This is a genomic window from Paenibacillus sp. FSL R5-192 (genome assembly GCF_000517845.1).
Classification (GTDB): domain Bacteria; phylum Bacillota; class Bacilli; order Paenibacillales; family Paenibacillaceae; genus Paenibacillus; species Paenibacillus amylolyticus.
The window spans coordinates 22,570-39,371 of sequence record NZ_ASPR01000042.1 but is presented as its reverse complement, the minus strand read 5'-3'; the positions used below and the strand labels follow the sequence as shown (position 1 = coordinate 39,371).

At 42.6% G+C, this 16,802-nt stretch carries 8 protein-coding genes; all 8 read left to right on the top strand.

Annotated features, from left to right (window positions below; genetic code table 11):
* The first annotated feature begins 96 nt into the window (after positions 1 to 96).
* The 8 genes from C161_RS20000 to C161_RS19965 are packed head-to-tail and all read left to right on the top strand — an operon-like array spanning position 97 to position 16,800.
* The gene (locus C161_RS20000) at positions 97 to 5,895 is read left to right on the top strand and encodes a hypothetical protein (protein WP_036672290.1); all 5,799 of its coding nucleotides are present in this window, start codon (positions 97 to 99) and stop codon (positions 5,893 to 5,895) included.
* Between the two features lie 45 nt (positions 5,896 to 5,940).
* Complete coding sequence (locus tag C161_RS19995) at positions 5,941 to 10,629, top strand: hypothetical protein (RefSeq protein WP_036672289.1); 4,689 nt, start codon at positions 5,941 to 5,943, stop codon at positions 10,627 to 10,629.
* Between the two features lie 16 nt (positions 10,630 to 10,645).
* Positions 10,646 to 11,779: a hypothetical protein gene (locus C161_RS19990; protein ID WP_051449829.1), complete on the top strand. Its 1,134-nt coding sequence runs from the start codon at positions 10,646 to 10,648 to the stop codon at positions 11,777 to 11,779.
* Positions 11,780 to 11,838: 59 nt separating this feature from the next.
* Positions 11,839 to 13,605 (top strand): hypothetical protein, encoded by a 1,767-nt coding sequence (locus C161_RS19985; protein WP_036672288.1) that lies wholly within the window; start codon positions 11,839 to 11,841, stop codon positions 13,603 to 13,605.
* Between the two features lie 46 nt (positions 13,606 to 13,651).
* The gene (locus C161_RS19980) at positions 13,652 to 13,957 is read left to right on the top strand and encodes a hypothetical protein (RefSeq protein WP_179087859.1); all 306 of its coding nucleotides are present in this window, start codon (positions 13,652 to 13,654) and stop codon (positions 13,955 to 13,957) included.
* Positions 13,958 to 13,970: 13 nt separating this feature from the next.
* A complete protein-coding gene (locus C161_RS19975) occupies positions 13,971 to 15,035 on the top strand; it encodes a hypothetical protein (RefSeq protein ID WP_143781244.1) in 1,065 nt (354 codons plus the stop codon).
* A 3-nt stretch (positions 15,036 to 15,038) separates the two neighbouring features.
* On the top strand, positions 15,039 to 15,992 hold the full coding sequence (locus C161_RS19970) for a hypothetical protein (RefSeq protein ID WP_036672284.1): 954 nt from the start codon (positions 15,039 to 15,041) through the stop codon (positions 15,990 to 15,992).
* Positions 15,993 to 16,008: 16 nt separating this feature from the next.
* A complete protein-coding gene (locus C161_RS19965; protein WP_036672283.1) occupies positions 16,009 to 16,800 on the top strand; it encodes a hypothetical protein in 792 nt (263 codons plus the stop codon).
* The last annotated feature ends 2 nt before the right edge of the window (positions 16,801 to 16,802 follow it).

Sequence of the window (16,802 nt, the reverse complement as noted above, 5' to 3'; positions counted from 1 at the left end):
CTGAATCAAAGCTGAGTCGTATAGATTCAGTGAGAGGGAACTTTCTGAGACTCCACTCAGGGGTTCCCTTTTTTTTAGTTGGAAGGGGGCAGTGACGTGAGTCAAGTAGTCAATAAGTTTGATTTCACCGTTATAGATTACACGACAACTCAGTACGGTTACCTGTTTACAGTCGGAACTACAGGAAGCAGGCCTGAGGATTATCGATTTATATACATGCCTTACAGCCGGTATCCAAGTGTCCTGATGCTTGATTTTTACATGGCAAGATCGATCTCACATGGATTTAATCATCAACTTGTGGAAGCGATTCGCAAGGATCTGGAAGGAGAAGAACGATTTATTGTCCTAAGTGAAGCTAAACAGGATAAAGAAGGACTTCTGCACAGTTCCATGGAAGGATCGAGCTCAGCTACCAAGCAAGGCGATGTCATGGAATTTTCGTTTGAAATGCAGCGGTCTGCGTTAATTGAAGCTTTGGAGATGGATCATCAAGATGAGGGCCACAGACCCGGAGGTTTAAAGGACTCATTCATTCCTGAAGATATGTCAGAGGGCTGGCGCGTAGATAACGATAAAGAGCTGAAGATTGTCCGTAATTTGGGTTTAACTCGTAACTTTGTTAAGAATCTGGATAAGCTGGAGCCTGGAAAAATCAGTTTCAGGGTTAGTGAATTTGGGATGATTGCGGACTATGCAGATAGTGCAGAGCAAGATAACAGCTCTGAACTGGTGATTAAACAATTGATACACTCTGTTCGAAACGATAAACCGGATATGGATGTGGCAGAGGTTTTCGAGAAAGTGGAGAAGATCATTGGACGATCCACACAAAATGAATTTTTGTTAGAAGCCATTCAAGACCACTTCAGAAGTACAGAACTTGAGAGAAGTCTCCAGTCCCGGAAAGTAAGCAAACAAGATGTGGAAATTCTATATCAGGACCTGTTAGGTTTACGTGATGATCATAAAGAAACATTTGCTGATCAAGCTACCATGATTGGGAAAAGGGTAGATGATCATCAGCAATTATCCATTCTCTCTGATATGTCGACTGCTTATATTCGTAGATTTCAGGAAATAAAGTATATGCACCTTGATCGGACGTTGCCGTTAGCCCAAAGAGTGGATAACATTTCACAATTGACACTCATGCATACACTGGGAACAGCTGTGCGAGAAACAACTTTTGGTGGAACGACTACAGGCACAATTGTTCAAGCAATCAGAGACATCGAAGAGAACATGTTTCTTTCACGACTGAATCAGGCTACGCGGGTAATTGAGAATGAAATGACAACTCATGAGAATGTTCTTGCCAAACTGAAGGATCGTCAGTACCCCACTGTTCTACATACCGAAATGAGAAGTACGCGAGAAGTCAACAAGCAACTTTACTTTCATGATGATCTCAGTCAAAGCAGCCATGACCAACATCGAAATGCGTTAGTCTTTCGTCCGAGTGATACCCTTTGGCATCCGCTCCAAGCTCACAGAATTATAGACAAACATCCAGCAACTACAGCATCCGGTATCATTTTGGCATCCAGAGATATAGGGACTATTACGGATGTGGAACGACAGTTTCCTTGGGCTGTTCGAGATCAAGTAGAAGATATGAACGTCATAGGTGATTTGACTACGGGGCAAAGAGTTTATGTGGAGAAAATGTATATTGAGCATAAGCGTCCTAAGGCACGACGAATTTATGTGGTTCATAGTGAGGTGGACCGTCATGCAGAACAGGCTTATCGTGAAAGTAAGGAGCACGGTTTTGTTTTCAGAGATTTGCAGGAGAGCAGAAGGATCAGTAAGGTTCCTGGGTATGTAGAGAAGGAGAGTAGGTTAGGCAAACGAGTGACTGCAGAGGCTCTTGAAATACTCAACAAGCAATCACTTGGTGAAAGGGAAAGCAAGTTCGATAGCTATATTGAGGACAAGTTCCATACTGCAAAAACAGAAAAAAGGAATTTGTTCATTCCGAACAGCGAGGAAGGCGCAGAAAGAAAAGCATCCTTTGAAAGCTATACGGCTGGTTCAACAACGGCAGAAAGAGCGTTGGCTCATGATTTGTGGTTACCTGAGTCTGAGGACCATTTGGCTGACAAAGAATTATTACGTTCTACCATGCTCGAAAAGCTAAATTCGTATGGAAAGAACGATGAACAGAAGTATGTACATCTGACTGACAAACCACTTGTATCACATAGAGAGTCTAAAAAGCTACACCTGGAAACAATCCTGCAATCCATCCGAGATAATAGCCGACCAACCATGATTCGAGACGAGCTTTTAGACAAATTGGTTGGTGGAGGATGGTTGGGGAATAAAGCATACCCTGGATATCTGGACGAGGAATTTATCGTAGGGGAGATCTTGGAGAACAGTCCGGCAGTCATCCTGGAAATGATGATGGAAGCTGTGAATAATGCAGACGCTTCGGTTTATTTTGATGAACCGTTTTTGGCTGGGGTTAGAGAGCGGGTAGATGCGTTAATCGATTGTGGGATCTTAACAGCTGATAAAGAAGGAAGCAGATCAGGCATCATTTCCTTTAATTTCGAAGGTGCGAAGGAATCTCAGCTTGGTGATATAGGGACGGAACTCTCAGAAGCATCCAAAGATTTGAGCATAACAGTACTTGAGGATGAATCTCGATCGGCTGAACTGAACAGACGTAATTCTACTCTAGAGACAGACGTTTTCGAGGGAGTGAAAGTAAAGGAAGATCAGCATGGCGAAATTACGGAAGTCATTTACGGCGCAGATTTTAATGCAAGACCGGCTATTATTGAGTTTGAAGATTCATTAGGTTACCTGAATCCTGGAGGGGGATTATTCCCGGATGACCCAGCGTATGAAGGAAGTCAAGTTGAACGCAGAGGACAAACCTTTGATGAGTACGGGATAGGCGCAAAATATAAACGGGACGGAATGGCTCTCGACCATCATATCGTGAGTTCCAACATGAACCGTGAGAGTGTGATTCATACCGAATTTAATATGGGCGGGGTTTCCCGGTATCGATATGGAATAATTGATGATGAATACACCATGGGTGGCACGAACTTACGCCAGATGCTTTTGAACAGCGAATATGCTATTGGAACGTCAAAGACTCGTGAGGGATACTCGTATGATCAACAACTTATGGCTACTAATCCAATAAGAGAAGGTTTAATCAGTGGTGAGTACTCCATAGGCACAGCCAAGATCAGACAGTTGTATTTGAATGAGAGCTACTCTATTGGCATGATTGAACCACGTCAGGCAGCTATTGATATAGATTACTCACTGGCGACTTTGAAATGGAGATCTGCGCTGCTCAGCGAGGATTATTCCATAAGCAGCTCGAAATATCGAGATGGAGTAGCTGAGATTGGATATACGCTTGGTTCATCGTGGGCAAGAGAAGGTGCGATGGATATCGAGTTTAACGAAGGTATGCGGCAAGCTTGGGAATCCACGTTGGTAAATATTACTCCTGAAGCGATTAGGGTAGATCGATATGGATCGGTGCAAGATGAGATATCTCTAGCCACTACTGTAATGAAATCTGCGAATCTTGACGATATGCTGACGGCTCATTCAATCATGCGCAAAGGACAATTAAACGTTGAAATCATTTCGGATAACATGAACAGATTATCCCTCATGCTTGAAGATAACCATTTTACAAGAATCGTGAAAGAGGCATCAGTTCATGAAATTGAGAGTGAAGTTGTCAAGTTACACTTGAGTGAATTGCATGGTGAGGGTTGGTACGGTGGTAAAGGTATCGGAGATACTGACTTGGTCGAACTGATCTATGATTCGATAAAGAGTAAAAAGGATTCAGCACTGGATCATGATGTGATTCTTGCATACAAGCATACTCATGACGCTTACCTTCATGAGACAACTGATAGCACGATTGAAAAGATTGCTAATCTTGAAGAACAACTTATAGCGGATAAACCGCAAAATGGTTACCTTGACCTCACGTTACCACTAGGCGGTACAAATCTGAAATATGCAGATGTTCCAGTGGAATCTGTGGGTGGGACGGGGCTCACTTATGGAGATATACCTGTAGAGATTGTTGGCGGAACAAATCTGAAGTACGGTGATGTTCCAGTTGAGATTGTTGGTGGAACAAACTTGAAGTATGGAACAACAGAGATTGTACTCTCAGCGGACAAACCCCAGTACGGCAATATGGAAGAGAATCTGCTCGCCGACAAACCGCAATATGGATATTTGGAAGAGAACATGTACGGTCTGAAAAATGCCAAAGATTCCACTATTGATGAGCAAATTCATGCGTTTAAAAACGGTAATGAAGCTGATTTGATCCAAACGCTTGAGTTAAATAAAGAGGATAGGTCAGCATTCCTTCATGACAACCTTTTGGGGGTAAAAGCTGAAAGATGGGCGCATACCCATGAGACGATCAATGATGTAGTGAAACTGCGAAATGGATCGCTAGATCAGGACATGTTCTACGGAAACAAGGAATTTAATGAATCCATTTTGGACATGGAACTGGTTGGCTTCCAATATAAACAGCTAGACCTGATCCGAAGCGAATATGCTTACCTTAAAACGAGAGACGTTCATATTGAAGATAATTCGTTCATGAGCTCCAGAAGTTCTTATGACGCGTATAACCATCAATTGGATTCTGGAATGAACTTGTTAAGAAGCACGACTCTGGATTGGGAGCAGTTCGCAGCGGAGAAAATAGATCGATATGGTCATTCACATGAAATGGAAAGTGGCGTTGGGGGTGAGCGAGCTGGTGAGCATTTCGATGGGATATACGGGACCACGCTTCAGAGGTTTGCATTCTCAGGAGACGAGTTAAGTTACGGAAATAGTCTGCCATACACAAGTTACGTTGTTAATGACGACCAGAGCTTTGGCAGTAAGTTAATAGACCCGGGTTATCTTAGTGAAGATGTTTTTAAAGGGATAACTGAGGAACGTGAATCCAGCATAGAAAGAGAGTGGCCGACTGGAACAGCAAACGCCAGATTGTCTGAAATTGAAGATCCTGATTCTCTCATGGCTTCATTTGAAGAACGCTGTTCTCAAGTCATCACAGGTTTTATTTTCGCTGAAAGACCTGAGAAACGAGCAGAGTATCTGGAACAGTTGCACGTGTTTCTTCCCGAGAGAACAGCTCATCTTATGGAAATGTATCACGAAGCCAAGATGGAACCACGTGAGAGCTTCACACTGAATGATCATCCGGTGGCTGAACGGGAATCCGCTGATGCTTACATTCCGATGATGGACACCATGGCACAGGGTCTCATATTCGATTACTCGGAAGATCTGCTCGATCGAGGGATGGATCCTGAAGATTGGGAAGGTGGTTTGGGTGTGCCGGAGGACTATGATCCGAATGATCCATTTAATGTGTACTATCCGTATTCCAAGGATATGGATGCGCTGGAATTATCCCAGTCTGACGATTGGACTAAATTCGGTCAAGGCGATTGGGATCGGGATCAATTGCTTGGAAAGTTTTATTCTAAGGCAGATACGAAGGACATCAGTGGATGGTACCGCAATAATTTCCTGGCTGAGACGTATAAGTTCTCCATTGATTTCAAGGTGGATGCAAGTACGGATGGGAATGGCGCAGGAATTATTTTCAAATACTTCGATGAAAATAATTATTGGATGTTTATGGTTCACGGAGGAGATAGCGATAACAGTCTGGATATGAGAACGCCGATGCAGCTATATAAAATCGTTGCTGGCAATCCAACTGCAGTGGGTTCTCCGATGCAACCCTTTAAGTGGGAGAAGGAAAAATGGTATACATTGTCCGTGTCGGTCATGAAAAATAAACTCCAGATCTACACAGATTCGAAATTGCAATATGATCTGACGGGCACCGATTAACTCGGTGCTCTTTTTGTCGTATAGAGAGATTGGGAGGTGATTGGTATGGGTCATACATTTGGTTTGTTCTCCAAGTCACAGAAAGGTGTATTGTTCGCCAATATGAGAGCGAAGATTGCGGACGAAAGTTACGGCAACCCCAATAACCCTGCGTATTTACCGCAGAGTCCCAATGCACCGAGGAGTGAAACGGACCGGCATGGTGAAGAAAATAATCCTATTCTGGGTGATCCAGGTTACGGTCAGATAGGACGATGGCAGACGGTTCAATTGGATGCACTGGAAAATAGTATTGATCAAATCATTGAGCAATATCTGAAAGATAAGTCGTGGTATGCGAGTGTACGATGCCGTGAAGCACTGTGGAATATGTATCGCAGGATTGAATGGTGGGTAGAACAGCAGCAGCCTCCAGATAAAACACAATATCAGCGAGTACTGCAGATGATTAAAGATTGTATTCACAAGATTCTTGAAAATGCTCAGAAGCCTGGCGGTAGTCATCATGGTGTATCATTGCCCGTTTGTCCGGCACCCTACTACCATCATTTTAGTGGGAATTACTTTAATCATTTTGATGCAACCGTATATGAGATTCCACTCTTTTCAATGAAAAAGGACGTCCCGTTCTCGAATAAATTCCCTGATTTCTTCAGATATGTATCATCGACGGAGGATCAGGAATGGGTAGCTGTCCACTCCGTAGGCCGAAATGAACAATCTGGATCAGAGATGATCTTAAAACTGGATTTAGGGCTTCTGGAGATTGGCAACTCATCCAAAATCACATTTAACTGGCGTGTGAAGCGTTATGGACAGATCAGGTTCAAGTACCTGGCTAGTGCCAAGCGCGGTAATGGCATGCTGTTCTATATTAATGGGCAGCAAGTTGGGGGCGAATGGAGCGAGAATAGCGGATGGCAGGAAGCGGCTTTTACGTTGCAGCCAGGACAGATGTACAAGTTCGACTGGTTAATTCGCAAAATGAGACCTGAAGTATGGCAGAACAATGGCATCTATATTAAGGATGTTGAAGTCGTTGAGATTGTGGATACACGTAAGCCGCCTGCTCCGAAAGATTACGATCTGGATGGTGAAGACGTATATGAGTATGGAAACTGGGTTGTAAGATCACCGCAAAGTGTGGCACAGGCCCATTTTAAAGGACAGTTCATTACGGATGATTTGCGTAAGAAAACCATGACGATGGATCTGGATAACGAATGTGATGGAACGGTTTCATTTGCTTACAAGATGGGGGTGGATGAAGAGCCGTATCCCGATCATGATTATCAGTTGTTTTTTGATGATAAAATGCTTGAACGCACTCAGCGCGGGGATGGAGATCATGGCAGTTATGCTACATCAGTGCATGGTGTGGAGTGGAGACTGAATGGGGAATATTCAGAAACGGAGACTAACCAGGCTAAAATCGAATATGAAATTGTTGCAGGGCCGGATACGACCGTGGACTTGAGAGGTTCGCTCGAAGTAACTTGTCCTCCGCGAGAGATTGATCATTGGGAACCGTTTCACTATGGACAAGGAATTGGAAAATATCAATGGTTAATGTCGGGAAATCCGAGATGGATCCGTAAAGAAGATATTTTACGTTTGGATGAACCAACGGAAGGGAATATGATAGCACAGACAGAGGTGATATTAGATCATGAGGGGTGGTTTGTATTCAGTTACGCGCATTTGCTTAGACCTACTGAAGCTTTTGAAGTAAAAGTTAACGGAATGTTAGTACATTATACGTCCATGCAAAGTGCCAGGGAACTAGTGCGTATTCCATTAGAGGCTGGACACAACATCATAGAGTTTCATATTCAAGATAGATTGACAGAGGAGCCATTTAAGTATCAGAAGAATCATTTGTTCACCTATGGTAATAACACGGGTAATACATACCGTACAACGTCACCGCTAGGTTCATATGTTGATGTGACACGTGGATGGGATGTAACCGATGCTGGAGCATCTACACAAACAAATGGAGATACAATTACATACAGCGCAGAGCTCAATCCTGGTGCCAAATTAAAAATTAAAGAGCACATGCGAATCTATCCTGCAATGGATTCCAATTATGACCCAGATAAAGGGACTTCAAGAGACATCGAAATATTTGGAGAATTATTTAATAAAAAGGATGTGTATAAACCGTCTTTGAAATTTATTGGTGGTTGGAAATGGAAAGATATCAAACCTCCGCAATATAACCCTGACAATCCCCCTGATCCAATCCCGGTTGGAGATGGTGTAATGTGGGCGCAGGGACATAACCAAAATTTTATTTGTGAATTTACAGCTTCAATGAATAACTCTGGATATATATGCTGGCAGTATGGTGGCGACTTTGATACGGGGGAGAAGTTGGAACTACAAATAGATGGCATCAGCGTATGGACAGGAAGTCAATCCAACGGTGATAAAGGTACAGATTGTATGTATCCCCTCCCTGCTGGTAATCATATATTCCGCTGGATATACCAGGATGGGAAGGCATATACTCCTAGTGCGAGAAGTTCAGGAGGCTCCGGAGGCTCTGGAAATACCGGTGGAGATGGTACAGCAAATGAGCAAATAAGAGATGTAGTCACCGATCCTTTTGGACAAAGCTGTTTTCCAGCAGGTACTCAAACTCACAAAATTCAATATGGGCAAGTCCCATATGACGGAAACTCAGCACAGTCTAGCCAGTGGGGATGGAAGAACGATGGATTAATTTATAGTGATAATGGTATGCAGGGTATTAAAGTGCTGGATGAAGGTAAGACAGTCACACGGTATTTTAAAGCTCCACCTACTGGAAGTATCTTATACAATGAGCAAATTACCGTTTATCCGGTGAAAAATAAAAAAGTTCAAGGTCTAAGAAAAATTATTCCAACTATCATTCCAAGTTCAGGAGTAAGATATCCTAAATTTTTGGGAACATCTTATTGTTCTATAAACGTTAAAGGTACAGAGCCAGGAGATAATAATTCTGATTTTGATAGTAAATACACGAAAAAAATAGAAATTTCTTTTCATTGTGAAGGAAAATTCAGACTTAACTATAAATTTATTAGTTACCTTGTAGACAAGAACCCAAGAGCTAAACTTAGAGTATATTTCTATCCTGAAGGTCAGTCAAAACAAAAAAAGCTAATCCATGAAGAGAATAACAACAGAGGATACAATAGTACCACTGTTGATTATGACAGTTTCACCAATGAATTTTGGGAAAAATCGGCAGCATCCTATCAATCTGATGTAATTAATGTACCCCGACCAGGTAGGTATACAGTAAGTATTGGAGTTACGGATACCTATCCAGATAATGATCAAAACAAGCAAAATGTCCGCTATCATGCGACTATTGGTAATTTGCAGATACATACTGAAGACCCTTACAGTAAAAATGAAAATAGTTTGATTGGGTATCCCGATTATGATTATGAAACGAAAGTACAAGCAGTAATATGGGATTTAACACTAGATATGCAAGCGGGAAGTGCCACTTATAATTTATTAAACGGAGAGCCTAGAAAATTTACAGACAGCTTTAAAACTTTAACACCTGGTCATACCTATCGAATTGAGTACACCCTTCATAAAAAAAGGGGTGAAACTACGGCTTCTGGATTGGATGCTGGTGGATTCACTCTCAGCGGAGGTAGCTTTTTAGAGACATGGGATGCTTTCTGCGGAGACGCTCAGGGATTACTGTATGGAGAAGGAGAGTCTCCACATCCAAGTGAAGACTCATGGAATCCGCCCGGACCAGTTACGACTGCGCCAGATGGTGGAAGTCATGCCTGGCTCGATGTAATTCGTTTATATAAAAATACAAGTAGAGCTTGTTCCGGAACGAAAATTGTCATCGAAACTCTTGAAGAAGGCCAAGTAATTGATACTCGACCATTCACAAATGAAGATGACCAAATCATTTCTATTGAGGTAGAAAATACATCAGATCAGAAGAAAAGTTATGAGGTTCGCATTCGATTTGAACAGGGCTGCCCGGGAGATGGAGCGATGATCTGGGGCGGATCGATGCAACTTGACGATATTAGCAAATTAGATCCATCCTGGGCTGAGGTGACTCACTTTGAAGTTTGGAATAACAAACCAATCTGGATGGGCGGCTGCGATAACAGTAATATGCGCGTAAAAATTACCCGCGAGGATGGAAAAGTGTTATGGGATGAAAAGTATTACGGGGATGGGTATCGTGGCTTCGAACTGAATGATCTGGCTCCCAAGCCTTATAGCAAGTATAAGGTGGAGATTACAATAGATCAGAAGGGGCAAATCAGCGATTGGACAGGAAAACGATATCTAACCACCTTCCGGGTGCATGACTTCAAAGCCTACGAAAGATGGGTGTGGGTACCTGAGCCATTTGATTGTCAGCTCGATTTCTTCATTGACGATGAGCTGATCAAAACATTCACCCAAGAGGGTGGATACTATACATTTTCACATCCAGTGCCCAAAGGCAAACATGAATTCAAATGGGTGTTCACGTCACTTCAGGAAGTGGGTACGCGTAGTTACGAATATGCTAATCTGGACTGGATGGAGCTGACCAACTGGATATGTGATGACGTCTATGTCATTCCTTACTGCGAAGGTGGTGGTGGAGATAAGTGTGTTGAAGCGCTTATTAAATGTTTGCTGGAAGTTTGGAAAGCAAGGCCCAAGATGTGTGTGATCGGTAAACGTATCTGGCTATTCACGTAAAGAAAGGAGGTTCTGTATGGGTGTTGTGAGGTTGAAAGAGTCAGGCAGGATTTATGAGGATGCGTTCGTAAGCTCCAACCTGGATTCCAAATGGGAAGTACTCCCTAACGATGCTACTCGCTATGAAGCGGGTAGTGGCAGCCTGGTGCTCAAACATGGTCAAGATCCGCTGTATATGTTCTATAAACCTTTGACAGATATGAAGCAATTCGTCATGGATGTGAAGAACAGTTACAATCCCGATACAGAGGGATGTTACGGTGGAGTTATCGTGTTTGTAGATGAACATAACTACATGGAGATTGAAGAGTTTTTGGATATGTCCTTGCCAAAGCCTTTGCTTAAGACTTACCCGTGGATACGTTTGATTCGAGATTATAACTATTATACGGCGTATTGGTCGGATGATGGGGTGATTTGGAACATCATTGGTTCTGTAGAACTGGTGGGAGTCCCTAAAATTGGTCTTTATCTGAAGGGTGAAGGGGATCACCCCATGCATATTCAGTATATTCGAATCAACAAAGGAACATCTATTACCGTAGACAATCTAACCAAAGGAACTGTGGTTGATCTAATCGATCAGAATGGTGTTGTGCTTGAGTCCAGGGTATGCCGATCTGAAGAAACGGTTGTACATTTTAACATGGATCCATATTCATATCCGTTTGAGGGCAATTTTGGGATTAGGCTTCCGGATGGAAATCGGTTTCAGGCCATGGATTCTATAAAGTTATACAGGGGAGACCTAATGTATTTTGAGGTTACACCAGATTTATATTACAAAGAATCAAATCCTGAAACAGGAGAAGATTTCGATGTGCTTCTCTATCCCAACACGGATCGGTTTCTAGGCTATTTAACGGCAGGTGGTTCTGCTACACAAGAAGTTCGAATGTTTGCCAAGAACCCCATGATTTCAGGAGACTTTAAAAATGTAACCTTTGCGCTCACAAACGGGACGGATAAAGTGCAGATTGCGCCTGATGTTGAAGGCATTCCTGGGTCTTTCAGCTACTCGATCACCGCGTTTACCATTCTACCAGGAGCGTCCTATCCATTCTGGCTGCGAATGGAAAGGGAAGAATCTCAAGACAGGTATGCTTCCCAGGTCAAATTTTCGCTACAGATGTATTCGACATACATATGACTTAATCGTATTGGAGTAATTACGTATAGATCATGTAAGGCATGAATGGAGGTGGTCAAATGTCAGTAAGAATTAACCAGTCTCATCGATCATCCGCCAAGAGTCATAAGGAATTAAGTGATATTGGGGTCCGTACGCATGATGAGATTGATTCCTATCTTGCAGAGTTGGAAGAAGCCAGAGGGTCTGCGCTCAGTCTAGGTGACCGAATCACACTCGTAGAAGAATCTGCACACGATAGCCGAGATGCAGTAAAAGATCATGAGCAGAGATTAGGCGATGTCGAGACTAAGGTTACTTCAAACAGCTCACGATTGGATGATGTTCAGCAGGATATTCTGACGGCAAGAGCAGATGTCAATACCATTTCCAAGAGTCAGGATGACCATGAGAAGAGATTGAGTCTTGCGGAGACGGAGATAAAAGAAGCACGTGGAGCAGAGGCATCCATAGATCATCGATTTGACACGTTGGAGAAAGCGATTGAAGTTGTAGCGAAGCAACCCATTCAGGATCTCAGTGTTACCAACCCCACGTACCTAGATGCAAATAACAGTGTCCAAGTTACGATTAATGCAGGACGAGCCAGTATCAACAAGGTTATTGTAGATCAATTTACCCAGACATTCAGCATTCCAGACATTGTGGCAAATACGACATATTATATTTTTCTTCATGAAAATGGGCAGTACTCTTACAGTTCAGATCAAGAAGAGCCCAAGGATGCCATGATCATTGGTGGACTCGATGTTGGAGTTTCTCCAACAACTTCACTCACGGCTTTGGATTTCAGGTATTTCTTAACAAAGGGATCTGTTGAAAATGACATGTCAGCATTGGGAATTCGTGTAGATGATCTGGAAAAAACCGTTGGTGAGCAAACCACAACAATTGTTACACATCATACGGCGATCAAAGCGATGGAAGCCCAATTAGAAGCAACTGCTAAAGAAGTTGTGGTTTCAAGAGAAGACAAAAATGGAGTCGTCTATGATGCTCTCAAGGACAGACTCGACAACATGCAGAGTCGTCTTGAACTCGCTGAGAGTCGAGGCACTATGGAGCATCAATCCGTATTCCATTTCACTTCTGCTCCTAACAGCAGGTTGTCGACGACTAGAGATTTTCAAGTGCCCAGATATGTGATTGGTTCAAATTCTGCAGAGGTATTTCTGGATGGAATACGCATGGATGCAGGAGACGATTACATTGAATATAATGATACGCTTATACGGTTTACTTTTGATGTGCCCAAAGAAGCCCGAGTAACTGTCATTGGTCGTGGGTCAATTATTAACACCACTTCGGTAACCGAATATACCTATTATCCAGATGGAAAAGTGCATACGGAGAAGATTGATGGAGGGATCAACCGCACCATTGAGCACTTCTATAGCCCGGATGGAAATCTGGAACGACAGGAGGTTACTGAGAGTAACGGACAGATCAAGTCCATTGAGTATCAGCGTGACATTACGGGTAGAGTACTGCGCGAAATCAACAATGGTGCAGAGTATTATGTGCTTCAAGGAGGTGCTACCTTCGATGACACGGACATCCGGAGGAGACTTGTCTTTCTTGAAGGAAGTACACTTGAGCTGGATGTCATATATAACTACTTCTCTAATGGTGACATTGAGTCAGAAGAAGTGTTCTCATTAGAATTGACTCCACAGCTATTGAAGAAAACATCGTTTACTTACAATGCAGACGGTACCGTTAAGACTGAGACCTTGATCTATGATGGCCAAGGAGTTCAGAAGGGATTTGAATATGATGCTAGCGGTAACATCAAACAAGTAAAAATTAGAAAGGTTGTGATTTGACGTGACGAGGACCGTGCAGGATGTGAAGTTTGCACTACATACCATCATGGATAAATTAGTGGGCAATCACTTAGAGCCATTCAGTACAGAGGAAATTGAAATTCTAATCTTTGCTTTTGAAAGCAATATTCTGTTTGATAATGTGGCTCATAAGTTTCTGCCTTCACTTAAAGGGCTACCTGAAATTCATGAGGCTGCTAGTGGTGTGGAGACAGAGGATGGAGCTGGGGACAAAGAGCAGTCTTATCAAGAGAATTTCATAACAGAGAGAAGTGACATGGTGAAAACAGTCTTGTTAACCGTACTTAAAGAGAACATCTTTCACGAAATGAAAATCCGATTTGGTGCTTAAGGAGGTGGGATAGTTGGCTGAAAATATTTTGTTAGGTGCCCTGCGTCGCTATGAGTTTTATTCTTATTCTTCTAATTTGATTGCAGAGCTTTACAAAACAGTTAGTCAAGATTTATATGGGGATATACATTGGAACTGGACTTATGAACCATCTAATGAATATTCAATTCCAAGGAGTTGGACTCATCCTAGTAGGAGTGATGCAAATCTGGGCACTCTTACGGCTCAAAATATAAAAGATCCAAGTATGTTCTTCACAATTAGTATGAATGTTTCTAGGTTTTATACACCCAATTACAGCAGAGATTGCACTAGGAGTTATATGCTTAGAACAGGTTTGAGAAATAATGGTTCGATTGTGAAACCTGATCTTTATACCAATGTAGGAGCTGTAACCGAAATTCCTCTGAATACTTGTATTAACGAAGCGTATTCAAATTTATCTAATGCTCCTAATGTTTACTGGAAGTGGACTCTATTCACTAATTTTAATTACATCTATTTATTTGGTGAGGCACAAAATTACATTGGCGATGCAGCCTATCCTGTTAGATTATATCTTGGCAGAATGAAGCCTTTTGAGGAAGAAGATCCACTTGTGGCAAATGACTTTGTGGGAATTTTTGGTCATTATCCAGTTGGGATGAATATTGCTGGTGTTGAATTGAAGCATAATACAGGCAGAGGCTACGTGAGGACATCAAGAAATGGTACAAGTAATGCGTTATATCATTTCTCAACGAGTTCTCAAGTTCCTTCTCCGGGTTTAGGTGGAAGGTACTTTATCTCTCCTTTTTATGTCTGGCATGGAACGGAAGGAGTAAGGGGAGAGTTCTTCGGTATACGTACTGCCGTACTAAGAAATTCGAGTATGTACCCGGATGGTTCAATTCTTGACCTGGGGGATGAGCGCTATTATGTATTCCATGTGAATGTTCAGCAGCATCCGGCAACTCATCAGGGATTTTTTGCAACTAATGGAGCTTACTACAATGGTCAACCCTACTTCTTCGATTCAGCGTTACTTCTCGGTGGCGGACAACGGGTGTTGCTATTCGAGATCGAGAAGGAGGTGTAGTGCATGACCATGATTCGCAGACACGAGTTTACCAGTACGCTAAGCTTATTTACTTCAACGCTTGTTAACACATTGAAAGATGCACTCGATCCTTACTGGGATACCATACATACGGCCGAAACGACTTATGCCAACTGGGGAAATGCGCTGCTTACCAATAAAAAAAATACATCCATGCGATTTACCATGTGTGTGATTGCACACGCCAGGGGAGTCAACATTCGCTGGGGACTGAAGAACCTGGGAAGCAATTTGGCATCACCAGATCTATTCGTAAATTCGCCAGTGGACACGGATAAATTCATGACGGAAACGCCATTCTTGTGTCATAACGTGCAGTACAATGTGAACTATAAGTGGTCTGTAATAACGAATGAGGATATTCTGTTTATCCATGGAGAGAGTCTGAACTACCCGGAACGAGCTTACCCAGTACGAATATTCCTAGGTAAATGCGAGCCATTAGAGCAAGAAGACCCGGCGATTGCCAATAAATTTTATGGCGTTTTCCCACATATGCCTTTATCTGCTTCGGATAACAACACATCAGATCAATATGATACGCCGAGAGGTGTCGTTATGACTTCACGGAATGGAACGGAGTACGCACTGTACAATTTTGGGACAGAGTCCATCCCTTCTCCAGGTGTAGGTTCAAGATACTATGTTACGCCTTTCATGGTCTATCATCCATCTGAAGGAGCTAGGGGTGAATTCAAGGGTATGCGTTCCATTGTATTTAAAAACAGTGCGCAGCACCCGGACGGATCGATCCTCGATCTTGGCAATGATGGCAAGTATTACGTCTTTCATGTCGTAGATCAGGATTATCCGAATACAGACTATGGACGTTATTACTACAATTCGAACCTAGCTCCTGTGTATTCAAGGCCGAAGTTCTTCCATGGTGCCAGACTGCTTGGTGGTGGACAAAGAGCGTTACTTTTCCAAATATAGGAGGTGTTTATGAGGAATGGCTAATTTCACAGGCAAAGTTAAGATGAATGAATTATTCGCAAATATTGTTCAAGGCTTTAAAACGATTGCGGGATCTCCCTGGTCCATTTTTTACGAGACAGCGAGTGTAATCGTGCTGAAATCGGTGGGCACAACAGGTTCAGATAAACTGTTTTTTAGACTTGAGGTTGGAAACACGAAGGGAACTACGGGAAACAAATTGACCGTGAGTGTGGCTGAAGATGTGATGGCAACAGATGGTAGTATTCCTTTGGGCAGAGCCGAAGTGAATAAGGACTTCCTATGTCATACAAGTGCCGTTGATACGAATCTATTAATCGATTACCAAGTTTCAGTACAACCAAACCGTATTATTATTTATTTGCAGGGGGATGTGAACTCGGTTACCGGTATATCCAATCTGGGTTACTTCGGAATTCTGAACAGGTATGCCACAGAGACGGATTCCTCGAGTTTGAGTGTTGGCCTCAGCTACAACGGGGATAACGGTATCCGGACGTTGCGTGATAAAGATAAACAGATGGTGAATAACATTTATGATGCTTACTCTGCCATGCTTCCTGTTAATCCAGGGTGGGGGTCTCTTTATCATCTTGCTCCAGTTATTATGTGTAATGGTGTGGAAGGCCCTAGAGGCGAACTTATTGATATTTATGCGGTACCTTCTGCCGGAGTTTCCCATGGAGATGAGATCAAAGTGGGCACTAAAACATATAAGGTATACTCGCTGTCGATTGGTGGACAGAGCTTCTTATCAGGCGCTACGGTTGCTGTCCTGATGAATTAAGG